Origin of the sequence: Streptomyces sp. NPDC002825, assembly GCF_040295385.1 — a bacterium.
In the GTDB taxonomy this organism is placed as follows: Bacteria; Actinomycetota; Actinomycetes; order Streptomycetales; family Streptomycetaceae; genus Streptomyces.
The window spans coordinates 62,388-86,863 of record NZ_JBEOVH010000012.1; the positions used below are offsets into that span (position 1 = coordinate 62,388).

The following is a 24,476-nucleotide window of genomic DNA, read 5'->3' on the forward strand; positions in this document are numbered from 1 at the left end:
AGGGCTCCCAGTGACCGTCCTCGCCCCCGCCCTCCCGTCCGACCTCCCGGAGGAACTGTCGTGACCGTCCTCGCCTCCGCCCTCGACACCGGCGGGCCCGACTACGCCGCCCACCGCGCCGCCATGCTCGACAAGCTCGCCGCCCTCGACGCCGAGCACGCCAAGGCCCTCGCCGGCGGCGGCGAGAAGTACACCGCCCGCCACAGGAAGCGCGGCAAGCTCCTCGCCCGTGAGCGGATCGAGCTCCTCGTCGACCCCGACAGCCCCTTCCTCGAACTGTCCCCGCTCGCCGCCTGGGGCAGCGACTACACCGTAGGGGCCTCCCTGGTGACCGGCATCGGGGTCGTCGAGGGCGTGGAGTGCCTGATCACCGCCAACGACCCCACCGTCCGCGGCGGCGCCTCCAACCCGTGGACCCTGAAGAAGGCGCTGCGGGCCAACGAGATCGCCTATGCCAACCGGCTCCCGGTCATCTCGCTCGTCGAGTCCGGCGGCGCCGACCTCCCCTCCCAGAAGGAGATCTTCATCCCGGGCGGCGCGCTCTTCCGCGACCTCACCCGGCTCTCCGCCGCAGGCATCCCGACCGTCGCGGTCGTCTTCGGGAACTCGACGGCGGGCGGCGCGTACGTCCCCGGCATGTCCGACCACGCCGTGATGATCAGGGAGCGGTCGAAGGTGTTCCTCGGCGGACCGCCGCTGGTGAAGATGGCGACGGGGGAGGAGAGCGACGACGAGTCGCTCGGCGGCGCCGAGATGCACGCCCGCACGAGCGGCCTCGCCGACCACTACGCCGTCGACGAGGCCGACGCGATCCGCCAGGCCCGCCGGATCGTCGCCCGCCTCAACCACCGCAAGGCCCATGCGGACCCGGCCCTCGCCGAGCCCCCCGAGTACGACCCCGAGGAACTCCTGGGGATCGTGCCCGGCGACCTCAAGACCCCCTTCGACCCGCGCGAGGTGATCGCCCGGATCGTCGACGGCTCGGACTTCGACGAGTTCAAGCCGCTGTACGGGACCTCGCTCACCACGGGCTGGGCGCGGCTCCACGGCTACCCGGTCGGCATCCTCGCCAACGCGCAGGGCGTCCTCTTCTCCGCCGAGTCTCAGAAGGCCGCCCAGTTCATCCAGCTCGCCAACCAGCGCGACATCCCGCTGATCTTCCTCCACAACACCACCGGCTACATGGTCGGCAAGGAGTACGAGCAGGGCGGCATCATCAAGCACGGCGCCATGATGATCAACGCGGTGTCGAACTCCCGCGTCCCCCACCTCTCCGTGCTCATGGGGGCCTCGTACGGCGCCGGGCACTACGGCATGTGCGGCAGGGCGTACGACCCGCGCTTCCTCTTCGCCTGGCCGAGCGCGAAGTCCGCCGTCATGGGCCCGCAGCAGCTCGCCGGTGTGCTGTCCATCGTGGCCCGCGCGAGTGCCGCGGCGAAGGGGCAGCCGTACGACGACGAGGCCGACGCCGGGCTGCGGGCGCTCGTCGAGGCGCAGATCGAGTCGGAGTCGCTGCCGATGTTCCTCTCCGGCCGGCTCTACGACGACGGGGTCATCGACCCCCGCGACACCCGCACGGTCCTCGGGCTGTGCCTCTCCGCGATCCACACGGCACCGGTCGAGGGCGCGCGCGGCGGCTTCGGCGTCTTCCGAATGTGAGGCACTGATGATTTCGACCGTACTGGTCGCCAACCGGGGCGAGATCGCCTGCCGGGTCTTCCGCACCTGCCGTGAGCTGGGCGTCTCCACCGTCGCCGTGTACTCCGACGCGGACGCCGGCGCGCTGCACGTCCGGGAGGCCGACGCGGCGGTACGGCTTCCGGGGGCCGCGCCCTCGGAGACGTACCTGCGCGGCGACCTGGTGGTGGAGGCGGCCCTCGCGGCGGGCGCCGACGCCGTCCACCCCGGCTACGGCTTCCTCTCCGAGAACGCCGACTTCGCGCGCGCCGTGACCGACGCGGGGCTGGTCTGGATCGGGCCGCCGCCGGCGGCGATCGAGGCGATGGCGTCGAAGACCCGCGCGAAGGAACTCCTCGGGATCGCGCCGCTCCGTCCGGAGGACGTCACCGAGGCCGACCTGCCCGTCCTGGTGAAGGCGGCGGCGGGCGGCGGCGGGCGGGGCATGCGGATCGTGCGGGAACTCGACTCGCTCGAAGGCGAGTTGCGGGCGGCTTCGGCCGAGGCGGCGAGCGCGTTCGGTGACGGCGAGGTGTTCGTCGAGCCGTACGTGGAGAACGGCCGGCACGTCGAGGTGCAGCTCCTCTGCGACACCCACGGCACCGTCTGGACGCTCGGCACCCGCGACTGCTCCCTCCAGCGCCGGCACCAGAAGGTCATCGAGGAGGCCCCGGCGCCCGGCCTGACGGCGGCGCTCGTCGACGAGCTGTACGAGCGGTCGGCGGCCGCCGCGAAGGCCGTCGGCTACGTCGGCGCGGGCACGGTCGAGTTCCTCGTCGCGGCCGGCGGGGCGCACTTCCTGGAGATGAACACCCGCCTCCAGGTCGAGCACCCGGTGACGGAGGAGGTGTACGGGGTCGACCTCGTCGCCCTCCAGCTGGCCGTCGCCGAGGGGCGGGCCCTGCCGCCCGAGCCCCCGGCCCCGCGCGGCCACGCGGTCGAGGCCCGGCTCTACGCCGAGGACCCGGCGCGGGGCTGGGCCCCGCAGACGGGCGTCCTGCACCGCTTCGAGGTCGCCGGGGGCGTGCGCGTCGACACCGGATACGCCTCGGGGGACACGATCGGCGTCCACTACGACCCGATGCTCGCGAAGGTGATCGTCCACGCCGAGACCCGGGAGGCGGTCCTCCGCAAGCTCACCCACACCCTGGAGCGGGCGGTGGTCCACGGCCCCGTCACCAACAGGAGCCTGCTCGTCGCCTCGCTGCGGCACCCGGAGTACGCGCGGCAGGAGGCCCTCGACACGGGCTTCTACGACCGGAACCTGCCCGCGCTGACGACCCCGCCGCAGGGCGAGGAGTACGCGGCGGTGGCCGCCGCCCTCGCCCATGCCTCCGCCAACACCGGGCGGTTCGGCGGCGGTTGGCGCAACCTCCGCTCGCAGGACGAGACGAGGGCGTACGGAGACCACGAGGTCCGCTACCGGCCGACGCGGGACGGCGGCTACGAGGTCACGTCCCCGGAGGGCGTACGGGTGGTGGCGGCGCGGCCCGACGGGGTGAGCCTGGAAGTGGCGGGAGTGGCCCGGCACTTCGAGGTCGCCACCTACGGGGACACGGTCCACTCCGGCGGGCACCGCCTCACCGTCCGCCCCCGCTTCACCGACCCGCGCGACCAGTCGGCCCCCGGCTCCCTGCTCGCCCCCATGCCCGGCACCGTCGTCCGGGTCGCGGACGGCCTCGCCGTCGGCGACCGGGTCACGGCCGGGCAGCCGCTGCTCTGGCTGGAGGCCATGAAGATGGAGCACCGGGTCGTCGCCCCCGCCTCCGGCACGCTCACCGCACTCCACGCCGCCCCCGGCCGCCAGGTCGAGGTGGGCGCCCTGCTCGCCGTCGTACAGGAACTGGCCCCGACCGAAGCACAGGAGGAAGACCCCGCATGAGCACCGACATCGAGACCGAAGAGCTCACCGCCCTCCGATCCGCCGTCTCCGCGCTGGGCCACCGCCACGGGCCCGGCTTCGACCGGGCCGAGCTGTGGGCCGAGGCGGGCAAGCTCGGCTACCTGGGCGTGAACCTCCCCGAGGAGTACGGCGGCGGGGGCGGCGGCATGGCCGAGCTGTCGATCGTCCTGGAGGAGGCGGGCGCGGCCGGCGCGCCGCTGCTGATGATGGTCGTCTCGCCCGCGATCTGCGGCACGGTCATCGCCCGCTTCGGGACGGAGGAGCAGAAGCGGGCGTGGCTGCCGGGGCTCGCGGACGGGTCGAGGACGATGGCGTTCGGCATCACGGAGCCCGACGCGGGTTCGAACTCGCACCGCATCACGACGACGGCGACGCGCACCGAGGACGGCTGGGTCCTGAACGGGCGGAAGGTCTTCGTCTCGGGCGTCGACATAGCCGACGCGACGCTGATCGTGGGCCGTACGTCGGACGCCCGCACGGGCAGCCTGAAGCCGTGCCTGTTCATCGTCCCGCGCGACGCCCCGGGCTTCGGGCGCCGGCACATCGAGATGGAACTGGACGCGAACGAGAAGCAGTTCGAGCTGACGCTCGACGACGTCCACCTGCCGGCCGACGCGCTGGTCGGCGACGAGGACGCGGGCCTCCTGCAGCTCTTCGCGGGCCTGAACCCGGAGCGGATCATGACGGCGGCGTTCGCGATCGGGATGGGCCGGTACGCGCTCGCGCAGGCGGTGAAGTACGCGAAGGAGCGCCAGGTCTGGAAGGCCCCGATCGGCGCCCACCAGGCCATCGCCCACCCGCTCGCCCAGGCGCACATCGAGCTCGAACTGGCCCGTCTGATGATGGCGAAGGCCGCGCGGCTGTACGACGCGGGCGACGACATGGGCGCGGGCGAGGCCGCGAACATGGCGAAGTACGCGGCGGCGGAGGCCTGTGTGAAGGCGGTGGACACCGCCGTCCACACCCTCGGCGGCAACGGCCTCACCAAGGAGTTCGGCCTCGCCCGTCTGGTCACGGCGGCCCGGGTGGCGAGGATCGCCCCGGTCAGCCGGGAGATGATCCTGAACTACGTCTCCCACCAGACGCTGGGCCTGCCCAAGTCGTACTGAGCGAGCCGGGGATCCCGGGCAGCGCGGCTCGGGTCCATGGGGGAGGCCCCGCTTCTGACACGGTGCGGAGTCGATTCCGTACAGAGGGGTACGAGTTGTGAACATCCTGTGTACGATCCGGGTCACTTCACTACCGCTCAGGAGCGCCCGTGTACCCGCCGCCGCACCCGTACCAGCCTGCCCCGCTGCCCGTCCGGCGGCGCTGGTGGCAGCATCCGGCCCTGATCATCTGTCTGTTGGTGTTCCTCCCGCCGGCGGGCATAGCCCTGACCTGGACGAGCCGGTGGGGCCGGACGCAGAAGATCGTCGCGACCGTCCTGTCGGGCCTCTGGTTCCTGCTGTTCGCCCTCAGCGACCCGCCGAAGGAGAAGGGCACCGTCGACCCGAAGCCGGCGATCTCGGTCACCGCCACGGCGACCCCGACCCCCGAGAAGTCCACCGAGCCGACCCCGACGACGCCTCCCACGACGGAGCCCACGCCGACGCCCGAGCCCACGTCCGCGCCGCCCGTACCGACGACCCGGGCGCCGAAGCCCACCCGCACCCCGGCGCCGCGCCCGTCGACCCAGCAGCCCGAGACCGCCGAACCCAGCGCGACGGCCGACGAGTCGAACGTGTACTACGAGAACTGCACGGAAGTCCGCGAGGCCGGCGCAGCCCCCATTCACCGCGGCGAACCGGGTTACAGCACGAAGCTGGACCGCGACGGCGACGGCGTGGCCTGCGAGGGCTGACCTCGCGCTGGGCTCAGGCGCGGGGGAGCGGCTGCGCGGGGGGTGCCAGCGCGCTGCTGGCGACGCCCATCAGTGTCAGGAAGGCCAGCACGAGGCCGGGGATCACCAGCATGCCCCGCTGGCCGGCCTCCCTCAGCTCCGCGTACTCCTGTCGGCTGACCTCGAACTCGACCCCAGGCTCGCTTCGGCGGTCGGGGGGCGCCTCGCGGGCGTAGTAGTGGCCTTCACGGACGGCAGCGCTCTGAAGGTTGCCGGCGGTGGCCATCTGGACGACGAGCAGCGCGCACGCTGCGACGAGCAGGGTGGCGACGGCCCGTCGGACCGGCCTCGGCACAGAGCCCTGGGCATCGTCGCGCTTGCGGTTGACGATGCCCAGGAACACTTCGACGAAGGTCCAGATCCCGAGCGGGACGAGGGCGGTGCCGGCGATGTCGTTGAGGAATCCGCGCGAGGGCAACGGAAGTCGCCCCGGCAGCAGGGTGAGTGCGGCCGGCGTCAGCATCACCGCACTCATTCCGCCCGAGAGTGCGGCATGGATCTTGAACCTCGTCCTCATGGCGGCAGCGTGCCGGCGCCGCCGGCCGGCGTGCAGTGCCCGCTTCCGGCAATGTGGTCCCGCGCCCGGCTTCCGCAGCGATGCCCGAGAACCATGCAAGCATGCTTGATTGTTTTCCGGGGTACTGACAGGGTCTCCCCAAGTGCCGCCCGCAGCAGCCATCCTGACGATCACCTACCCACCTCTCCCAGGGGGCCAGCATGGTGTTCCACAGCGCGTACGAGCCCGTCCCCACCGTCTCCCTCCCCATCCACGACGCCGTCCTCGGGCGCGCCGCCGAGTGGGCCGACAGGCCCGCGCTGATCGACGGGGCCGGGGAGCTCGGGCTCACGTACGGGCAGGTCGACGCGTTCCACCGGAGGGTCGCCGCCGGGCTCGCCGAGGCCGGGGTGCGGAAGGGGGACGTGCTCGCCCTGCACAGCCCCAACACCGTGCTGTACCCGGTCGCGTTCTACGCCGCCACGCGCGCGGGTGCCTCCGTCACCACCGTGCACCCCCTCGCCACGCCCGAGGAGTTCGCCAAGCAGCTCCGCGACTCCTCCGCGCGGTGGATCGTGACCGTCTCCCCGCTCCTCGCCTCCGCCCGCGCGGCCGCCGAACTCGCCGGCGGGATCGAGGAGATCCTCGTCTGCGACCGGCCCGAGGAAGGGCAAGGGGAAGGGGTGCGGTCGCTGCAGGACTTCCTCGGCTCCACCGCGCCCGTCCCCGACGTCGACGTCGACCCCGAGCGGGACGTCGCCGCCCTCCCGTACTCCTCCGGCACCACCGGCGTCCCCAAGGGCGTCATGCTCACCCACGCCTCCATCGCCACCAACCTGGCGCAGCTGGAGCCCGTCATCCCCATGGGTCCGGGCGACCGGATTCTCGCGGTTCTTCCCTTTTTTCACATTTACGGGCTCACCGCCCTCATGAACGCCCCCCTCCGCTCCGGCGCCACCGTCGTCGTCCTGCCCCGTTTCGAGCTCGACACCTTCCTCGGCGCCATCCAGAAGCACCGCATCAACGGCCTGTACGTGGCCCCGCCGATCGTCCTCGCCCTCGCCAAGCACCCGGCCGTCGCCGACTACGACCTGTCCTCCCTCGAGTACATCGTCAGCGCGGCCGCCCCCCTCGACGCCGCCCTCGCCGAGGCCTGCTCGGCGAGGCTCGGACTCCCGCCCGTCCGGCAGGCGTACGGCATGACCGAGCTGTCCCCGGGCACCCACGTCACCCCGCTCGACGCCCCGGCGCCCCCGCCCGGCACCGTCGGCCGCCTCCTGCCCTCCACCGAGATGCGGATCCTGTCCCTCGACGACCCCGCCGAGGACGCCGCCCCGGGGGAGGAGGGCGAGATCGCCATCCGCGGCCCCCAGGTCATGAAGGGCTACCTCGGGCGGCCCGACGCCACCGCCGCCATGATCGACGCCGAAGGCTGGGTGCACACCGGCGACATCGGCCGCGTCGACGAGGACGGCTGGCTCTTCGTCGTCGACCGCGTGAAGGAACTCATCAAGTACAAGGGCTTCCAGGTCGCCCCCGCCGAACTCGAAGCGCACCTCCTCACCCACGAGGGCGTCGCCGACGCCGCCGTCATCGGCGTCACCGACGCGGACGGCACCGAGATCCCCAAGGCCTACGTCGTCCGCCAGCCGTCCGCGCCCGGCCTCACCGCAGAGGACGTCATCGCCCACGTCGCGGCCCGGGTCTCCCCGTACAAGAAGGTCCGCGCCGTGGAGTTCATCGACGCCGTGCCCCGGGCAGCGTCCGGGAAAATCCTCCGAAGGGAACTGAGGGACCGCGCATGACCCTGGTCGACACCACCGAGGAGCGGGGCATCACCACCCTCGCCCTGAACTCCCCGGACACCCGCAACGCGCTCTCCGCCCCGCTCGTCACCGAGCTCGCCGACGCGCTCACCGCCTGCGGCAAGGACCCGGCCGTACGGGCGGTCGTCCTCACCCACACCGGCTCCACCTTCAGCGCGGGCGCCGACCTCAAGGCCCCGCCCAGCCCGTACGCCTTCGTCGACCTGCTCCGGCAGATCGTCGAGCTGCCGAAACCCGTCGTCGCCCACGTCACCCCCGGCAGCCACACCCGCGCCGGCGGCCTCGGCCTGCTCGGCGCGGCGGACATCGTGGTGGCGGGGGAGGGGGCGGACTTCGCGCTCACGGAGGTACGGATCGGGGTCGCGCCCGCCGTCATCTCCCTCACCCTGCTCCCCAGGCTGGACCCGCGCGCGGCCGCCCGGCACTACCTGACGGGCGAGAGGTTCGGCGTCCGTGAGGCCGTCGCGATGGGTCTCGTGACCGCCGGGGACGAGGAGCTCCCCACCGTCCTCGACGCCCTCCGCGCCGGGTCCCCGCAGGGCCTGCGGGAGGCGAAACGACTGGTCACCGCTAGAGTCCTGGAGACCTTCGAACGCGACGCGGAGGACCTGGTGCAGAGGTCGGCCACGCTCTTCGCCTCCGCCGAGGCGCGCGAGGGGATGACGGCCTTCCTCGAACGACGGGACCCCGCATGGCGGCTCTGACCGCACAGAACCAGCCGAAGCCGGACGGGACCTCCGAGCCCGGACGGAACCCCGAACGGAGCACCAAGCCCGAACGGAACCCCAAGCAGGACCGCAGCCGTGCCACCCGGCAGCGGCTCCTCGAAGCCGCCGTGGCCTGCCTCGCCGAGCACGGCTGGGCCGGCTCCACGGTCGCCGTCGTCGCCGAACGCGCCGGCGTCTCCCGGGGCGCCGCCCAGCACCACTTCCCGACCCGCGAGGACCTGTTCACGGCCGCCGTCGAGTACGTCGCCGAGGAACGCTCACAGGCCCTGCGGGCGGTCCGTACGGACGACCGCGAACGAGCCGTCGCCGCCCTCGTCGGCCTCTACACCGGGCCCCTCTTCCGGGCCGCGCTCCACCTCTGGGTCGCCGCCTCCGGCGAGGAGCAGCTCCGCGAACGGGTCACCGAGCTGGAGGCCCGCGTCGGACGCGAGTCCCACCGCATCGCCGTCGAGGTCCTGGGCGCCGACGAGTCACGGCCCGGCGTCCGCGAGACCGTCCAGGGCCTCCTGGACATGGCCCGCGGCCTGGGCCTCGCCACCCTCCTCACGGACGACCGCGCCCGCCGGGAACGTGTCGTGTCCCAGTGGGCGCGGCTCGTGAGCGAGGCGCTGAGCGACTAGACGCCCGGGATCGCGCGGGCGCGGAAGGCGTCGCGGACCGCGGCCGCGGCCTGCGTCCCGTACATCTTCTGCGCGGTCGCGACCGTCGTCAGCGCCGCGTCCTTGAAGCTGGTGTCGGCGGCGAAGCCGAACTGCGCGTTCACGATGATCCGGTCGGCCGTGCGCGCGCCGAGCTTGTTCCGGATGTCGAAGAGCGCACGGGACCAGATCTCGCCGTCCGCGTGGACCTCGCCCGCCCAGTCCGCGTAGGTCTTGGTGCCGTCGATGCGGCGCAGGCAGTGCGGGGCGGCGCTGTAGCCGGTGGAGTCCCAGTCGGCGACGCAGGCCAGGTCGGCCTTCATCGGCCAGTTGTACTTGGTGACGGCGTTCGAGCCGACCTCGACGGCCAGGTAGTCGCCGAAGGCCTCACCGATCGCGCCGGCCTCCGGAGAGGTGCCGAAGCCGGGGACCTGGGCGTTGTGCACGGCGTGACCGTACTCGTGGACGATCACCTCGGCGTCCTCCGCGTCGTCCACACCGCCCTTGCCGAAGCGGATCTCGGCCTTCTTGTCGGTGAAGAAGGAGTTGTCGGCGCCCCACTGGTTGAGGCGGACCGGCTGCACCCGGTCGTTCGCCCCGCGCAGCTCGGAGCCGAAGCCGAGGCCCTGGAGGTACTCCTGCGCCTCGTTGACCCAGAAGTACGCCATGACCTGCTCGAACTCGTCGTCCGAGCGGTCGTACCCGGCGGCGTCGGCGGCCTTCGCGGGGTTGCCCGTCTCGGAGCGGACGGCGACCCACTTGCCGGACAGGGCGCCGCTGGCGTCCAGGTTCCGCAGCGTGGCGAGGGTGTACTCGGAGGCGGGGACGTCGGTCACCGCGTCCTTGTGGTCGGTGAGGGACTGGTCGCCCGAGGACTGGACCGGGTTCACCATGAAGACGCGGGCCTGCGGCGCGGCCGTGGCGGCGGAGGCTCCCACGGAGGGGAGCAGCGCCGCGGTGGCGGCGGCCACGGTGACGGCGGCCGCGGCGGCCAGGCCACGAGAGGTGCGGCGGGTCATGGACATCCTCCTGCGATGGGATGCGACGACGGGAAGCTTGGCGTGTACTCAACACGCAATGGCGGCGATCTTCGCGCAAGCCCGCCACTTTGAACAGGCTTTGAGCCATCCCGGGGCAGGACGTGACGGGGACCACAGTCGCTCCGCCCCCACCGCAGTACGCTGACCGCATGCCTCTGCTCGTACGCCGTCGCCACGTGGACTACGTCCGCGTCACGAGCATGGGCTGTCGCCGCTCCGCCTGACCTTCCGGGGTACCACTCCACACCCCTGCGGTCCCTCGTCCGAGCCCCAGCCGACCGGCACCCGTGGCCCCCGCCCCACCCTTCGCGGCCGCCCCGGGCACCCGTATACCCCGCGGATGCACACATGACGAACAGCTCGTACTCCTCGCAGCTCCCCATCGTCGACCTCTCGGCCGCAGACCGAGATCCCCAGGCCCGGAAGCTGCTCCACGCGCAGCTCCACTCGGCCGCCCACGACGTGGGCTTCTTCCAGCTCATCGGGCACGGCATCACCGAGGCCGAGACCCAGGCCCTGACCTCGGCCATGCACGCCTTCTTCGCCCTGCCCGAGGCCGACCGACTCGCCCTCGACAACATCAACTCGCCGCACTTCCGCGGCTACACGCGCATCGGCGACGAGCGCACCGGCGGCGCCCGCGACTGGCGCGACCAGCTCGACATCGGCGCCGAGCGGCCCGCCCGCGACCCCGGACCCTGGGAAGCCCCGTACTGGTGGCTCGAAGGCCCCAACCAGTGGCCCGCCGCCCTCCCCGAGCTCCGCACGGCCGCCCTGCACTGGATCGACCGCCTCAGCGGCGTCGCCGAGCGGCTCCTCCACGAGCTGCTCGCCTCCATCGGCGCGCCCAAGGACTTCTACGACGACATCTTCGGCCCGCGCGCCCACCCGCACCTCAAGCTGGTGCGCTACCCGGGCAGCAGCGGCGAGGGCGACGACCAGGGCGTCGGCGCGCACAAGGACTACGGCTTCCTCACCCTGCTGCTCCAGGACCACGTGGGCGGGCTCCAGGTGCAGCGCGAGGACGGCAGGTTCCACGACGTGCCGCCGCTGCCGGGCGCGTTCGTCGTCAACCTGGGCGAGCTCCTCGAGGTCGCCACGAACGGCTACCTGGTGGCGACCAACCACCGCGTGGTGTCGCCGCCCGGGGCGACGGAACGGTTCTCCGTGCCGTTCTTCTACAACCCGCGGCTCGACGCCCGGATCCGGCCGCTGGAGTTCCCCTTCGCGGACCGGGCACCCGGCGTCACGGCCGACCCGGCGAACCCGCTGTTCGCCGAGTACGGCCGCAACGAATTGAAGGGCAAGCTCCGCGCCCACCCCCTGACGACGGCCCGCCACCACGCGGACCTGCTGCTCGCACAGGAGCAGCAGGCGCAGCTGGTCTAGCGGGGCGGCAGGGACCGGGGGCACGGAGCACCGGGCGAGGCCGGTCGGGCTCGACGAGGCCGTGCGGGCCGCGGTCGGGCTCGGCGAGGCTGTGCGGGCCCGCCGAGCCCCATCGGACCCGTACCGGAATCGGGGATCACCGGCCGGCTCTTCGCGAGGTCACCGGCCGACTCCCTACGAGGGCACCGTCCGGCTCCTCGCGGGGATCACCGGCCGGCGATGTCCGCGTAACCCTCGATCTCGCGCGGGTCGCGCTGCCCGGGGCCCGTGTAGCGGGCCGAGGGACGCACGAGGCGGCCGGTGCGCTTCTGCTCCAGGATGTGGGCGGACCAGCCGGCCGTACGCGCGCACGTGAACATCGACGTGAACATGTGCGCCGGGACCTCGGCGAAGTCCAGGACGATCGCCGCCCAGAACTCGACGTTGGTCGCGAGGACACGGTCGGGGCGCCGGTTGTGCAGCTCCTCCAGGGCGGCCTTCTCCAGGGCCTCGGCGACCTCGAAGCGCGGCGCGGCCAGCTCCTTGGCCGTACGGCGCAGCACGCGCGCGCGGGGGTCCTCGGCGCGGTAGACGCGGTGGCCGAAGCCCATGAGGCGCTCGCCCTTGTCGAGGGCCTGCTTCACGTACGCGGTGGCGTCACCGGTCCGCTCGATCTCCTCGATCATGCCGAGGACGCGGGAGGGGGCGCCGCCGTGGAGGGGCCCGGACATGGCGCCGACGGCACCGGAGAGGGAGGCGGCCACGTCCGCGCCGGTGGACGCGATGACGCGCGCGGTGAACGTGGAGGCGTTCATGCCGTGCTCGGCGGCGGAGGTCCAGTAGGCGTCGACGGCCTTGACGTGCTTCGGGTCCGGCTCGCCGCGCCAGCGGACCATGAAGCGCTCGACGACGGACTCGGCCTTGTCGATCTCGCTCTGCGGGACCATCGGGAGGCCCTGGCCGCGCGCGGACTGCGCGACGTACGAGAGGGCCATGACGGCCGCGCGGGCGAGGTCGTCGCGGGCCTGCTCGGCGGAGATGTCGAGAAGCGGTTTGAGGCCCCACACGGGGGCGAGCATCGCGAGCGCGGACTGCACGTCGACGCGGATGTCACCGGAGTGCACGGGGATGGGGAAGGGCTCGGCGGGCGGCAGGCCGGGGTTGAAGGCGCCGTCGACGAGGAGGCCCCAGACGTTCCCGAAGGAGACGTGACCGACGAGGTCCTCGATGTCGACCCCGCGGTAGCGGAGGGCGCCGCCCTCCTTGTCGGGTTCGGCGATCTCCGTCTCGAACGCGACGACTCCCTCGAGGCCGGGTACGAAGTCGGACATCAGGCGGCTCCTCTATCGATGATCGATCAACCGTGTCAGGCGATCGTGGGGAATCAACAGTCATCCAGCGGAAGAGTCTGTACGGTTCCGATGATGCGGGGAAGCGTGACATCCGGCACACTGCGCCGATTCGGGCCGAGAGGATTAGTGCCCGCCGGTGCCGGGCAGACTGGGCCGCTGCGGCAGGATGACCCTGTGACCGACGCCCTGGATCCCGCCGACATGCGCGAGCAGTACCGCACCACGGAGCTGTCCGCGGCCGACCTCGCACCCGAACCGATCGGCCAGTTCGCCCGCTGGTTCAAGGAGACCGCGGCGAATCCGGCGATCCACGAGCCGAACGCGATGATCGTGTCGACGGCGACGCCCGAGGGCCGCCCGTCGTCCCGCACGGTGCTCCTGAAGCACTACGACGAGGCCGGCTTCGTGTTCTTCACCAACTACGAGTCCCGCAAGGGCAGGGAGCTCGCGGCGAACCCGTACGCCTCGCTGCTCTTCCCCTGGCACCCGCTGGCCCGGCAGGTCATCGTCACGGGCCGCGCGGTGCACGTCGGCCGCGACGAGACGGTGGCGTACTTCCGCACCCGCCCGCACGGCTCGCAGCTGGGCGCCTGGGCGAGCCCGCAGTCCCAGGTCATCGCCTCCCGGGCGGACCTCCTGGCCCGCTACGACGAACTGTCCGCCCGCTACCCGGAACACGAACAGGTCCCGGTCCCCCCGTCCTGGGGCGGCATCCGCGTCGTCCCCGAGACGGTCGAATTCTGGCAGGGCCACGAAAACCGCCTCCACGACCGCCTCCGCTACGTCCAGGAGCCCGACGGAACGTGGACGGTGGAACGCCTGGCGCCGTGACGGCCCTGGGGCCCTGGCCGACCCCTGGCCCTGGGCGGGCCTGACTTCGGGCGGCTCCGGCCCCTGAATGGCCCGGGAAACGCAGACGACCCGTGAGTCTTGGCACCGTCCGCCTAGGTTCGGACGGATGCCTGCCGGCCGGACTGCCGGCGACTCACGGGTCGGGTGACTGCGTTGGTGTTCGGCAGAAGGCCTGCCGAGGTGCACAGAGTGCGACTGGCAGGCCTTAGCCCGCAGTCACCTCACGAGTCCGAAAAGAAACCATTTTTTCGGATCACCTCCTTTCGCGTGTATCCACACCCTAGGAAGCCTCCGCGCGCACCTCAACCCATTTATTCGAAGTACTGAAAGTTCGCGGAACGGGGGTGTGCGCCACGTCACGTTCCAGTTGAATGGTCGCAGCATGGGGGGTGCCTGGATGGGTGCATTCACGGGGGCCACGAGCGATGACGTCTCCGTCCCGGGGGCGGGGGCCGATCTGCTGGCCGCGTTGCTCGACGGGATGGACGCCGCGCTCTGCGCGTTCGACGCCGACGGGACGGTCACGCACTGGAACCGGGAGGCCGAGCGGATTCTCGGCTGGTCCGCCGGGGAGGCGGTCGGGCGGCGCGGGTTCGAGGGGTGGGCGGCGCGCAGCGCGGACGCCGAGGAGACCCTGGGCCGGCTGATGGGGGCCATGAAGGGGCCCGGGCGGCAGGTCCATGAGTTCGTGCTGCTCAGGAAGGACGGCGGGCGGGTCCTCGTGCGGAGCCAGGCCGCCGGGGTGCGCGGTGCGGACGGCAGCCCCGCCGGGGTGTACTGCGCGTTCAGCGAGGTCCACGTCCAGCTCGACCTGGAGCGGTCGGTCGCCCTGAGCGAGGCGCTGTTCGAGGACGCCTCCTGGGGCGTCGTGCTCGTCGACGCCGACCTGCGGCCCGCCGTCATCAACGGGCACGCCGCCCGCGCCTTCGGCACCGGCCGTACGGCCCTGCTCGGGCGGCCCCTCGGAGACGTGGTCGTGCACGGGGCGGAGGAGCTGGAGGGTGCCCTCCAGCACGTCCTCGCCGAGGGCACCCCGCCCGCGCCCGCCGAGGTGTGGGTGACGCTCAGGACCTCCTCGGGGGAGCGGCGCCGGTGCTGGCGCAGCGGCTTCCTGCGGCTCGCGTCGCCGATGGCGGAGGAGCCCGTGCCGCTGGGCGTCGCCTGGCTGTTCCAGGACGTCACGGAGGAGCGGCTCGCGGCGCGCGAGGCGGACCGGCTGCGGTTCCGGTGGAGCCAGCTGCACCGGGCGGGCGCGGCGGCCGCGGAGTGCGAGGACCCGGCGGAGGCGGCGACGGTCCTGCTCGACTTCGCCCTGGCCGGGTTCGCCGACCACGCCCTGGTGGACCGCCCGGTGGGGGAGCGGCGCCTGACCCGGACCCTGGCCACCCCGGCGGGTGGCGTCCCCGGCCCGTCCTCGCCGGTCGTCGGCGGCGGCATCCCGCTGCGGTACGGCCCGCGGCACCCGGCGCTCCAGGCCTGGGACCGGGTGGGCACGGTGCGGGCGAGCGCGGGCCGTACCGCCGAGGTGTGGGCCGAGGCCCACCAGTGGCCGGGGGACGCGGCCCACGCCCTGTGCGTGGTCCTGCGTTCCCGGGGCCGGACCCTCGGCGTCCTGACGTTCCTGCGGGCCGCCTGCCGGGCGCCCTTCGAGCGGGAGGACGTCGTGTACGCGGAGGCGGTGGCGTCCCGGGTGGCGATGGTGACGGACCTCGGCGACGTGCCCGCGTGACACCCACTTTTTAGTGGGTACTTGTCGCCTTTCCCGGGCCCGGGAGAACCTGTTCGCGGCCCGGACGGAGAGGGAGTGACAGGGCCTCAGGAGGCGGTTCGTGCCGCCGTCAGCCGGTCGAGCCGGCGATGGCCCCAGTCCGACAACGGGCCGAGCAGTTCGGAGAGTTCGCGCCCGGAATCCGTCAGCGAGTAGACGGTCTTCGGTGGCACCACGTCGTGCACCTCGCGGTGCACGAGTCCGTCCGTCTCCATCTCCCGCAGCGCCTGCGTCAGCATCTTCTCGCTGATCCCGGGGATCTTGCGGCGCAGTTCGCCGGGCCGGTGCGGGCCCGACTCCAGCAGCCACAGCAGCCACGTCTTCCACTTGCCGTCGATCACGGCGATCGCGGCGGACACACCGCAGAGGTTCGTGTCCTGGGCCCGGAGGCGTGTCATGCGCGTCCCTCTCCGTCGTCGGTCATCTCTTTCCAACCCACGTATGTGCAAGGGAGTTCCGTCATGTCTTCTTCCCGCGTCACCGTCCTCGGCCTCGGGCCCATGGGGCGTGCGCTGGCCGGCGCGTTCCTGGCCGCCGGCGTCCGGACCACCGTGTGGAACCGCACCCCCGGCCGGGAGGGCGACCTCGTCCAGCGGGGAGCGGTCCTGGCCCCGAGCGCCGGGGATGCGGTCGCCGCGAGCCCGCTCACGGTGATCTGCCTGGTCGACTACGACGCCACGGATGCCGTGCTCAGGGACCCGGCCGTCACGGACGCGCTCAAGGGCCGGACCGTGGTCAACCTGAGCGCCGACGTCCCGGACCGCGCCCGCGACACCGGCCGCTGGGCGGCCGAGCACGGCATCGGCTACCTGGACGGCGCGATCATGACGCCGACGCCGACGATCGGGACGCCGGCCGGGGTGTTCCTGCACAGCGGCCCGCTGGCGCTGTACGGGGAGCACCGGCAGGTCCTGGACGCCCTGGGCGGCACCCACACGCACCTCGGCGAGGACATCGGCCGGGCCGCCGCGTACGACGTAGCGCTGCTCGACATCTTCTGGACGTCGATGACGGGGTACCTGCACGCGCTCGCGCTGGCCCGGGCGGAAGGGATCACGGCGCGGGAGCTGGCGCCGTTCGCGCAGGGCATCGGGGCGATCCTGCCGCCGCTGTTCCAGGAGTGGGCCGAGGACGTGGACGGCGGTTCGTACTCGGGCGAGGGCAGCCGGCTGACCTCGGCCCTGTCGACGCTGGTCCACGTCGTGCACGCGGCCGAGGCGCACGGCATCGACGCGAGCGTCATGCGCGCGGCGGAGGCGCTGGCGCGCCGGGCGGTGGACCGGGGCCACGGCGCGGACGGCTTCACCCGCGTCACGCAGGTCATGGACCGCCGCTAGCGGGCAGGGAAGGGGTGCCGGATCCTGCCGGGATCCGGCATGGACGGCCCTCGGTGAGCGGGATGACGATGGGCTCACATCCGGGAGAACAAGGGGGGCCGTCATGATGGCGTGGTTCATGGGAGCGACCGTGCCGTTCGGCGTGGTGGCGATCGCGATGGGCGTGGTCGCGTTCCGTACGGGATGGATGATCGCTCCGGCGCGCCGCAGCGTCCGGCAGCCCCGGGTCTACGGCCTCGGTGCCGCGCTGGTGGGTCTGGGCCTGCTGGCGGCGGTGGTCCTCTACTTCACGCTCCCGGCCGACGTCGCCTCGCGCGACCCGTGGCTCCCCTTCGTGGGGAACTTCCTGGAGCTCACGGGCGTCGCCCTGATCGCGTCGAGCCGCCGGAACCCGCGGGGGGCGCGCACCCCGCACGCGACGGTCTAGCCGGAACGGGAGGCAGGCGTCGGCCCGGGCCGTATGACGACGGCCTGGGCCGGGCCGTACGACTGCCTGGGCCGCAAGGACCCGCACGCGACGGTCCGGCCCGTGCGGGCGGCCTCAGTGCCGGTAGAAGATCCGGTCCCCGTATTCGCTCATCACGCGTCCGTTCCACTCGTGCCCACCGTCGACGTTGCCGGAGCGCAGCAGCGGCGGCTCGATGCCGCGGTGGACGAGTTCCTCGGCGGCGGCGGCCATCGTGGCCTGCATGAGGGCGCTGGTGACGACGGTGGAGGCGGGGGCGAAGGGCGCCTCGATGCCCTCGTGGGTGAGTTCCGCGTCCCCGACGGCGATCCTCGAGTCGAGGACGATGTCGCAGTGGTCCTTGAGGTACGTCCCCGAGACGTGCCGTGACTTCGTCTCCGTGGCGTACGCCACCGAGGTGACGCCGATGACGGTGAGGCCGAGGGCGCGGGCGTTCATGGCCATCTCCACGGGCAGGGCGTTGCGCCCGGAGAGGGAGATGATGATCAGGACGTCGCCGGCCTTGGCGGGGGAGGAGTCGAGGACCGCTCCGGCGAGGCCGTCGACGCGCTCCAGGGCGGAGCCGAGGGTGGCCGGCATGACGTCGACGCCGACGACGCCGGGGACGGCGAGCAGGTTCATCAGGGCGAGGCCGCCGGCCCGGTAGACGACGTCCTGGGCGGCGAGCGAGGAGTGCCCGGCGCCGAAGGCGAAGAGCCGGTTGCCGTTCGCGACGGCCTCGGCGATCGCGGCTCCGGCGGCGGCGATCTCGGCGGAGTCCCCGTCGCGGACCTCCTTGAGCAGGCCGATCGCGGCGTCGAAGAACTGTCCGGCCAGCTTGCTCTCGCCCATGGCGGCGGCTCCTTCTCGTCCTCGTGGTCGCCGATCACGGTGCGGTCTGGACCATTGCTCTGTCAATACCGCCTCACCCCGGCGAGGCCCGGTTGTCGGTCCGATGCGCAAGAATTGGGGCAGGGCCAGCGCACGACTCATCGAGGGGCACGTATGTCCGGACTGATCGACACAACGGAGATGTATCTCCGCACCATCCTCGAGCTCGAGGAGGAGGGTGTGGTCCCCATGCGTGCCCGCATCGCCGAGCGGCTCGACCAGAGCGGCCCGACGGTGAGCCAGACCGTGGCCCGGATGGAGCGCGACGGCCTGGTGGCCGTGGCGAGCGACCGCCACCTGGAGCTCACGGAGGAGGGACGCCGACTCGCCACCCGGGTGATGCGCAAGCACCGCCTGGCCGAGTGTCTGCTCGTGGACGTGATCGGCCTGGAGTGGGAGCAGGTCCACGCCGAGGCGTGCCGCTGGGAGCACGTGATGAGCGAGGCCGTGGAGCGCCGGGTCCTGGAGCTGCTGCGTCACCCGACGGAGTCGCCGTACGGGAACCCGATCCCGGGCCTGGAGGAGCTGGGCGAGAAGGCGGAGGCCGAGGCCTTCCTCGACGACTCGATGGTGTCCCTCGCCGACCTGGACGCGAGCGGCGGCAAGACGGTGATCGTGCGCCGGATCGGCGAGCCGATCCAGACGGACGCCCAGCTGATGTACACGCTGCGGAGGGCGGGCGTGCAGCCCGGCTCGGTGGTGTCGGTGTCGGAGTCGCCGGGCGGTGTCCTGGTGGGCAGCAGCGGCGAGGCGGCGGAGCTGGACGCGGACATCGCGGCGCACGTGTTCGTCGCGAAGCGCTGAGCTCGCGCGGTCGTACGTGACGGGGGGCGCCCCGCCGGTCGTTCACAGGACCGGCGGGGCGCCCCTGTCCCGTTTCGCGGGTGGGCCGCCGGGCCCGCCCTCCTGGTTGTACGGATCGGGGTCACGAACCCGTATCGGGTCGGCCTCGGGGGGCCAACGAACCGTCGTGCGCCCCGTTTTACGCCGGAATCGCCACGCCCGCGCCCTCGTCGTGCCACGCTGGTGGGAGCGGGGCGGTGAGCGGGCGCGGGGGTGGGGCCATGAGGGCGAAGCACGGCGGAGGATCGCGGACCGCGGGCGACAGAGGGCCCCGGCGCCTTCCGGCGCCGGGGCCTGTCCTCCCCTGTGCTGACCTGGAGCCCCGAGCTCTCAAGGTCATTCCCCTCGGACCGTTTTTCCCCGAGCGGTCCGCCTCCCGCTCAAGATCTCCCCTCGGCAGCGCGCGTCAATCCTTGAGCCCTGTCACTCGAACGAGGGGTGTTGCGTGGCAGGAGCGCATTTTCGAATGCGAGTTCGATAGTCTGGCGAGGTTCGACGGAAAAGAGGGGGTGCCGGATCCATGGCGCGACGACTCGACGTCACCGGGGCCGACGGCGTCCGGCTGGCGGCCTGGGAGCACACGGCCACGGACTACACGTCCGCGGGGCACCCGGGCCCGGGCCACGCGGACGCGGGTCACCCCGGCCCGGGCCAGACCGCCGGCGGTCACCCCGGCCCGGGCCACCCGGCCGCGGGCCGGCAGACCCCGGACCTCCCGGCCCCCGGCCGCGGGGCCCGGAGCCGTACGGACGGGCCCGAGAGCCACGGCATCGCCCGGCAGCCCGGCCCCGACGCCGTCGCGCGCCCCGGCGGACGGCCCGGCCCGGACGCCGTCGCGTACCCCGGCGGACGGCCCGGCCCGGACGCGCACCCCACCGGACGGCCCGTCCCCCGCCCCGCACGGCCCCCGCAGGCCGAGCACGACACGTACGCCCCGGCCTCCCCGCACGACCCGTACGACCCGTACGCCCCACACGGCCCCGCCGCCCCGCACAGCCCGTACGCCCCGCACGAATCGCACGACCCGTACGCTCCCCAGGCCCCGGCCGCCCCGTACACCCCACAAGGCCCGCACACCCCGCAAACCCCAGCTGCCACCCACGGCCCCTACGCCCAAGCCAACCCCTCCGCTCCGCAGGCCCACCCCGCCCCGCCCCCGCAGTCACGGCCCTCGCACGACCCCGCCCCCGGCGTGTTACTGCTCCACGGGCTGATGGGGCACGCCGGGCACTGGACGCCCGCCGTCCGTCGGCTCGGCGGTGGGCATCGGATCGTCGCCCTCGACCAGCGCGGGCACGGCGCGAGCGAGAAGCCCGCCGGCGGTCCGTTCACGCGTGAGGCGTACGTGGCGGACGCCGCCGCCGTCATCGAGCAGCTCGGCCTCGGCCCCGTCACCCTCGTCGGCCACTCCATGGGCGCCCTGACCGCCTGGCAGCTGGCCGCCGAGCGCCCCGACCTCGTCCGCGCCCTCGTCATCTGCGACATGCGCGCCTCGGCCCTCGGCGCGGCCTCGCAGCGCGCCTGGCAGGACTGGTTCCGCGGCTGGCCCGCGCCCTTCCCGTCCCTGGAGGCCGTCCACCGCTGGTTCGGCGAGGAGGACCCCTGGGTGGAGACCCCGAACCCGGCGCGGGGCGCGTTCTTCGCCGAGGTGATGGCCGAGCACCCCGACGGCTGGCGCCCGGTCTTCGACCCCGAGCAGATGCTGACCTCCCGCGAGACCTGGGTCCACGACGCCCACTGGGACTCCCTCGCCCAGGTCCGCTGCCCCACCCTCGTCGTCCGCGGCCTCGACGGCGAGCTGGGCCGCGCGGAGGCCCAGGAGATGGTCCGGGTCCTGCCCCACGGGGCGTACGCGGAGATCCCCGACGCCGGTCACCTCCTCCACTACACCCACCCGGAGGCCTGGAGCGAGGCCGTGGAGCCCTTTCTGAACGGGGTGCTCACCCCCTGACCGCAAGGCCGCGGAGGCCCCGGGAAGCCGGTATTCCGGAATCGGGGCCCCTGCGGCGAGGCGGGAGAACGGGCGCGGTACGGTCCCTGTCACGGCGCGTCGAGCAGCACGCCTCCGCGCCGGTTGGAGGGAACTCGATGCGCAATTCCATGCTGCGGCGCGTGGCCACGGTGGCCACGACGCTGGGGCTCACCTCGCTCGGCCTGTTCGGCGCGGGCGCGGCGCCGGCGCAGGCCGCGATCAGCGACTGCCCGTCCGGCTACTTCTGTGCCTGGAAGACCGACAACGGCACCGGCACGATGTACAAGACGAACGTGAACGCGGCGACGCTCGGCGGCTGGGACAACACCTTCCGCTCGGTCGTCAACCGCACCAACAAGTTCGCCTGCCTGTACGACGCCCCGAACTACGACGTCAACGGAGGCACCTCCATCTGGGCCCCGAGCCCGTCGGGCACCGAGTGGGGCGGCCCCGGCAGCAACTCGGTCAGCTCGCTGAAGTTCGTCCCGACCGAGCGCGAGTGCGTCCTGCCCCCGTATCCCGAGTGGAGCGCGTACACCGCGCCCAAGGCGGCGGGCTTCGGCGACATGAACGCCGACAGGAAGTCGGACGTCATCGTCCGCGACAAGGCCGGCCGCCTCTGGTACCTGCCCGGTGACGACACCGGACGCCTGATCGGCTCGGGCGGCTGGAACGCCATGAACGCCCTGACCCGGCACGGCGACTTCACCGGCGACGGCCGCGAGGACGTCGTCGCCCGCGAGGCCTCCACGGGCAAGCTGTGGCTGTATCCGGGCACGGGCACCGGCGCCGTCGGCACGCGGAAGCTGATCGGCACCGGCGGCTGGAACGGCATGAACCAGATCACCGCCTTCGGCAACCTGACCGGCGACAGCCGCTCGGACCTCCTCGCCGTGGAGAAGTCCACGGGCAAGCTGTGGCTGTACCCGGGCACCAGCACCGGCATCGGCACCCGCAAGCTCATCGGCTCGGGCGGCTGGAACGCCATGAACGCGCTGGTCGGCGCCGGGGACATGAACGGCGACGGCCGGCCCGACCTGATCGCCCGTGAGGGCTCCACCGGCAAGCTCTGGTTCTACCCGGGCACCGCTACCGGGGGCGTCGGCTCGCGCGTACTGATCGGCTCGGGCGGCTGGAACGTCATGGCCACGTTCCTCGCCGTCGGCGACTTCGGCGGCGACGGCCGAAACGACCTCGCGACCGTGACCAACAGCAACTACGTTGGCGAGGGATGCCGGGGAGTGGGCTGTCTGGTCCTCTACTCCGGCAAGGGCACGGGCGCGTTGAACACGGGCGCTCCCGAGGACGCGAACTGGATGGGGCTGAACGGCGCGTTCTGATGCCCGACGCGAACTGAAACCCGTGCGCGGGGGGCGGACACCGCCCCTCGCGCACGGCCTTGGGGAGGGAGAGTTTTGCGTACGGTGATGAGACGCGGCCTGGCGTCACTGCTGGGCCTGGCGGCCTTGGGGACCCTCGGCGCGGCGACGGCCGCTCCCGCGCAAGCGGCGAGCAGCGACTGCCCGAGAGGTTACTTCTGCGCCTGGAAGTCGGACAACGCCACGGGCACGATGTTCAAGACGAACAAGTCGCAGCCGACTCTGGGGGCGTGGAACAACACGTTCAAGTCGCAGGTCAACCGGACCTCGAAGATCGTCTGCCTCTACGACAAGGAGAACTACGCCCTCGGCACCTACTGGTCCCTGGACCCGATGGACGGCAACGGCTACGACGGCGACCCGAGCCCGAGCACCAGCTCGCTCAAGCTCGTCAGCACGGAACGTGAGTGCTCGGGCAACGCCTACCCGTGGTGGTACGCGGAGACGTCCCCGAGGGCGGCCGGGTTCGGCGACATGAACGCCGACCGCAAGGCCGACGTCATCGTCCGCGACCTCGCGGGCCGGCTGTGGTTCCTGCCGGGCGACGGCTCCGGCCGGATGATCGGCACAGGCGGCTGGAACGGCATGAACGCCCTCGTCCGCCACGGTGACTTCAGCCGCGACGGCCGCGAGGACGTCATCGCCCGCGAGAAGTCCACGGGCAAGCTGTGGTTGTACCCCGGTACGGGCACGGGCGCCCTCGGCGCCCGCAAGCTGATCGGCACCGGCGGCTGGAACGGCATGACCCGGATCACGGCCGTCGGCGACCTCTCGCGGGACGGCCGCGCCGACCTGCTGGCCGTCGAGAAGTCCACGGGCAAGCTGTGGCTGTACCCGGGCACCTCGGCGGGCACCCTGGGCGCGCGCAAGCTGATCGGCACGGGCGGCTGGAACGGCATGAACGCCCTGGCAGGACCGGGCGACACGAACGGCGACGGCCGTGTCGACCTGATGGCCCGCGAGGCCTCCACCGGGAAGCTGTGGCTGTACCCGGGCACCTCGACCGGCAAGCTGGGCACCCGCAAACTGATCGGCTCCGGCGGCTGGAACGTGATGGACACGTTCATCGCCGTCGGCGACTTCAGCGGCGACGGCCGCGTCGACCTCGGGACGATCACCAACAGCGCGTACGTCATCTACGGCTACCCGGGCAACCCCGGCTGGCGGGTCTCCTACCGGGGCCTCGGCAACGGCGCACTGTCGGCGGGCGAACCGGCGGACGGCAACTGGTGGGGCCTGAACGGCGCGTTCTGACCCGGACCGGCTGACACGAGGTGAGGGCCGCCACCCCACCCGGACCGGCTGACACGACGTGAGGGCCTCCACCCCCCCCGGGGCGGAGGCCCTCACGCATGCAGGTCTAGCGGCCGTCCTCGCGGGCCCTGCGCCTGCGGAGCTCCTGGATGTCGCCGCCGAGGAGGACCAGATCGACGGCCAACCCCGCGCCGCGCACGACCCACGTGACGGCCCGCACCAGAATCTCGTCCACGGCGCTCTTCCTTCCCACGCAGGCGTTTCCCCTTCAGACTCGCCCGGCACCGGGAAGGTTGCCCGGGCCGGATCAGCCCTCTGCGTCGTCGAACGACGCCGCCGCCCTCAGCCCCTCCACGAACGACCGGAAGTCCCCGGCCAGAGGCAGCTCGCTGCCCTCGTCCGGGTCGAACCACGCGACCGACGGCTCCCCGTCCGCCCCGCACGCCCGGTAGTCGAGCGCGATCCACCAGTGGCCCTCGCCGGAGAGCAGCACCAGGGGGGACGGCAGCCCCCACTCCTCGATCAGGCAGGCCGAGTCGAGGATCGACAGATGGTCACCGTCGACGTCGCCGATGCCCATCAGGTCGTCGAACGGGACGTGGTCGTCGCTCCACGAGGTCCGTACGTGCGTGGGGTACGCGTTCCACGACTCGGCCACCACGCCGCCGTTCCGCACCCGCAGGAGCTCCAGGAGCGCGGCCGGCAGGCGGACGCCGAGCCGTTGCTCGGCGTCCCGGACGGCCGCGTCGCTCAGCGGGGCCCGGACCTCGTGCCGGCCCTCGTCCCAGAACCCCGTCTTCACCTCGTCGAATCGCGCCACCCGCG

General features: G+C 72.8%; 22 protein-coding genes and 1 pseudogene. 16 read left to right on the forward strand and 7 right to left on the reverse strand.

Translation table 11 applies throughout. The features are described 5' to 3' along the window. Positions 1–60: 60 nt before the first annotated feature. The 4 genes from ABT041_RS17610 to ABT041_RS17625 all read left to right on the forward strand — a co-directional run bounded on the left by ABT041_RS17610 (position 61) and on the right by ABT041_RS17625 (position 5,423). Positions 61–1,659, forward strand: a complete 1,599-nt coding sequence (locus ABT041_RS17610) for an acyl-CoA carboxylase subunit beta (RefSeq protein ID WP_351184990.1) — start codon at positions 61–63, stop codon at positions 1,657–1,659. 7 nt (positions 1,660–1,666) lie between these two features. After that, on the forward strand, positions 1,667–3,559 hold the full coding sequence (locus ABT041_RS17615) for an acetyl/propionyl/methylcrotonyl-CoA carboxylase subunit alpha (protein WP_351184993.1): 1,893 nt from the start codon (positions 1,667–1,669) through the stop codon (positions 3,557–3,559). Next, positions 3,556–4,689 (forward strand): acyl-CoA dehydrogenase family protein, encoded by a 1,134-nt coding sequence (locus ABT041_RS17620; protein WP_351184996.1) that lies wholly within the window; start codon positions 3,556–3,558, stop codon positions 4,687–4,689. Before ABT041_RS17615 ends, ABT041_RS17620 begins: the two co-directional genes overlap by 4 nt. Before the next feature lie 149 nt (positions 4,690–4,838). Further along, positions 4,839–5,423 carry an excalibur calcium-binding domain-containing protein gene (locus tag ABT041_RS17625; protein WP_351184999.1) on the forward strand — a complete coding sequence of 195 codons (585 nt, stop codon included), beginning with the start codon at positions 4,839–4,841 and terminating at the stop codon, positions 5,421–5,423. Between the two features lie 13 nt (positions 5,424–5,436). Here the strand turns inward: ABT041_RS17625 and ABT041_RS17630 are convergent, their stop codons facing one another. Beyond that, positions 5,437–5,979 (reverse strand): hypothetical protein, encoded by a 543-nt coding sequence (locus ABT041_RS17630; RefSeq protein ID WP_351185002.1) that lies wholly within the window; start codon positions 5,977–5,979, stop codon positions 5,437–5,439. 200 nt (positions 5,980–6,179) lie between these two features. Between ABT041_RS17630 and ABT041_RS17635 the strand changes: the two genes are divergently transcribed. From ABT041_RS17635 to ABT041_RS17645, 3 genes are read left to right on the forward strand one after another with little or no spacing between them, the layout of a single operon-like run. Next, positions 6,180–7,763, forward strand: coding sequence for an AMP-binding protein (locus ABT041_RS17635; protein ID WP_351185005.1), 1,584 nt, complete (start codon positions 6,180–6,182; stop codon positions 7,761–7,763). Continuing rightward, on the forward strand, positions 7,760–8,488 hold the full coding sequence (locus ABT041_RS17640; protein WP_351185008.1) for an enoyl-CoA hydratase family protein: 729 nt from the start codon (positions 7,760–7,762) through the stop codon (positions 8,486–8,488). The genes ABT041_RS17635 and ABT041_RS17640 overlap by 4 nt, the downstream gene beginning before the upstream one ends. After that, complete coding sequence (locus ABT041_RS17645) at positions 8,476–9,132, forward strand: TetR/AcrR family transcriptional regulator (RefSeq protein WP_351185011.1); 657 nt, start codon at positions 8,476–8,478, stop codon at positions 9,130–9,132. The genes ABT041_RS17640 and ABT041_RS17645 overlap by 13 nt, the downstream gene beginning before the upstream one ends. On the opposite strand, the gene ABT041_RS17650 is transcribed toward ABT041_RS17645, so the two are convergent. After that, on the reverse strand, positions 9,129–10,169 hold the full coding sequence (locus tag ABT041_RS17650) for a M4 family metallopeptidase (protein ID WP_351185014.1): 1,041 nt from the start codon (positions 10,167–10,169) through the stop codon (positions 9,129–9,131). The genes ABT041_RS17645 and ABT041_RS17650 overlap by 4 nt on opposite strands. A gap of 369 nt (positions 10,170–10,538) precedes the next feature. Here ABT041_RS17650 and ABT041_RS17655 point away from each other — a divergent pair, with 369 nt between their 5' ends. Next, complete coding sequence (locus ABT041_RS17655) at positions 10,539–11,579, forward strand: isopenicillin N synthase family dioxygenase (RefSeq protein ID WP_351185017.1); 1,041 nt, start codon at positions 10,539–10,541, stop codon at positions 11,577–11,579. 206 nt (positions 11,580–11,785) lie between these two features. Here ABT041_RS17655 and ABT041_RS17660 read toward each other — a convergent pair whose 3' ends face one another. Next, positions 11,786–12,889 carry a citrate synthase 2 gene (locus tag ABT041_RS17660; protein WP_351185020.1) on the reverse strand — a complete coding sequence of 368 codons (1,104 nt, stop codon included), beginning with the start codon at positions 12,887–12,889 and terminating at the stop codon, positions 11,786–11,788. A 195-nt stretch (positions 12,890–13,084) separates the two neighbouring features. Between ABT041_RS17660 and pdxH the strand changes: the two genes are divergently transcribed. Further along, positions 13,085–13,741, forward strand: coding sequence for a pyridoxamine 5'-phosphate oxidase (pdxH, locus tag ABT041_RS17665; RefSeq protein ID WP_351185023.1), 657 nt, complete (start codon positions 13,085–13,087; stop codon positions 13,739–13,741). A gap of 418 nt (positions 13,742–14,159) precedes the next feature. Next, positions 14,160–15,491, forward strand: a complete 1,332-nt coding sequence (locus ABT041_RS17670; protein ID WP_351185026.1) for a PAS domain-containing protein — start codon at positions 14,160–14,162, stop codon at positions 15,489–15,491. 86 nt (positions 15,492–15,577) lie between these two features. Here ABT041_RS17670 and ABT041_RS17675 read toward each other — a convergent pair whose 3' ends face one another. Further along, positions 15,578–15,928 (reverse strand): winged helix-turn-helix transcriptional regulator, encoded by a 351-nt coding sequence (locus ABT041_RS17675; RefSeq protein ID WP_351185029.1) that lies wholly within the window; start codon positions 15,926–15,928, stop codon positions 15,578–15,580. Positions 15,929–15,991: 63 nt separating this feature from the next. Here ABT041_RS17675 and ABT041_RS17680 point away from each other — a divergent pair, with 63 nt between their 5' ends. After that, the gene (locus ABT041_RS17680; RefSeq protein ID WP_351185032.1) at positions 15,992–16,867 is read left to right on the forward strand and encodes an NAD(P)-dependent oxidoreductase; all 876 of its coding nucleotides are present in this window, start codon (positions 15,992–15,994) and stop codon (positions 16,865–16,867) included. A 103-nt stretch (positions 16,868–16,970) separates the two neighbouring features. Then, a complete protein-coding gene (locus ABT041_RS17685; protein ID WP_351185035.1) occupies positions 16,971–17,294 on the forward strand; it encodes a hypothetical protein in 324 nt (107 codons plus the stop codon). Positions 17,295–17,408: 114 nt separating this feature from the next. Here the strand turns inward: ABT041_RS17685 and ABT041_RS17690 are convergent, their stop codons facing one another. Continuing rightward, the gene (locus tag ABT041_RS17690; protein WP_351185038.1) at positions 17,409–18,164 is read right to left on the reverse strand and encodes an SIS domain-containing protein; all 756 of its coding nucleotides are present in this window, start codon (positions 18,162–18,164) and stop codon (positions 17,409–17,411) included. Positions 18,165–18,317: 153 nt separating this feature from the next. Here ABT041_RS17690 and ABT041_RS17695 point away from each other — a divergent pair, with 153 nt between their 5' ends. The 4 genes and pseudogenes from ABT041_RS17695 (at position 18,318) to ABT041_RS17710 (ending at position 23,651) form a co-directional block, all read left to right on the forward strand. Further along, positions 18,318–19,007, forward strand: coding sequence for an iron-dependent transcriptional repressor DtxR (locus ABT041_RS17695; protein WP_351185041.1), 690 nt, complete (start codon positions 18,318–18,320; stop codon positions 19,005–19,007). 1,219 nt (positions 19,008–20,226) lie between these two features. Next, positions 20,227–20,997 (forward strand): annotated as a pseudogene (locus ABT041_RS17700) (alpha/beta fold hydrolase); the annotation flags it as partial. 137 nt (positions 20,998–21,134) lie between these two features. After that, positions 21,135–22,358, forward strand: coding sequence for an FG-GAP-like repeat-containing protein (locus ABT041_RS17705; RefSeq protein WP_351185044.1), 1,224 nt, complete (start codon positions 21,135–21,137; stop codon positions 22,356–22,358). Positions 22,359–22,445: 87 nt separating this feature from the next. Beyond that, positions 22,446–23,651, forward strand: coding sequence for an FG-GAP-like repeat-containing protein (locus ABT041_RS17710; RefSeq protein WP_351185047.1), 1,206 nt, complete (start codon positions 22,446–22,448; stop codon positions 23,649–23,651). Positions 23,652–23,757: 106 nt separating this feature from the next. Here ABT041_RS17710 and ABT041_RS17715 read toward each other — a convergent pair whose 3' ends face one another. Both ABT041_RS17715 and ABT041_RS17720 read right to left on the reverse strand, forming a co-directional pair. Continuing rightward, positions 23,758–23,886: a hypothetical protein gene (locus ABT041_RS17715; protein ID WP_351185050.1), complete on the reverse strand. Its 129-nt coding sequence runs from the start codon at positions 23,884–23,886 to the stop codon at positions 23,758–23,760. A 72-nt stretch (positions 23,887–23,958) separates the two neighbouring features. Next, positions 23,959–24,471, reverse strand: a complete 513-nt coding sequence (locus ABT041_RS17720; RefSeq protein WP_351185053.1) for an SMI1/KNR4 family protein — start codon at positions 24,469–24,471, stop codon at positions 23,959–23,961. Positions 24,472–24,476: the final 5 nt, after the last annotated feature.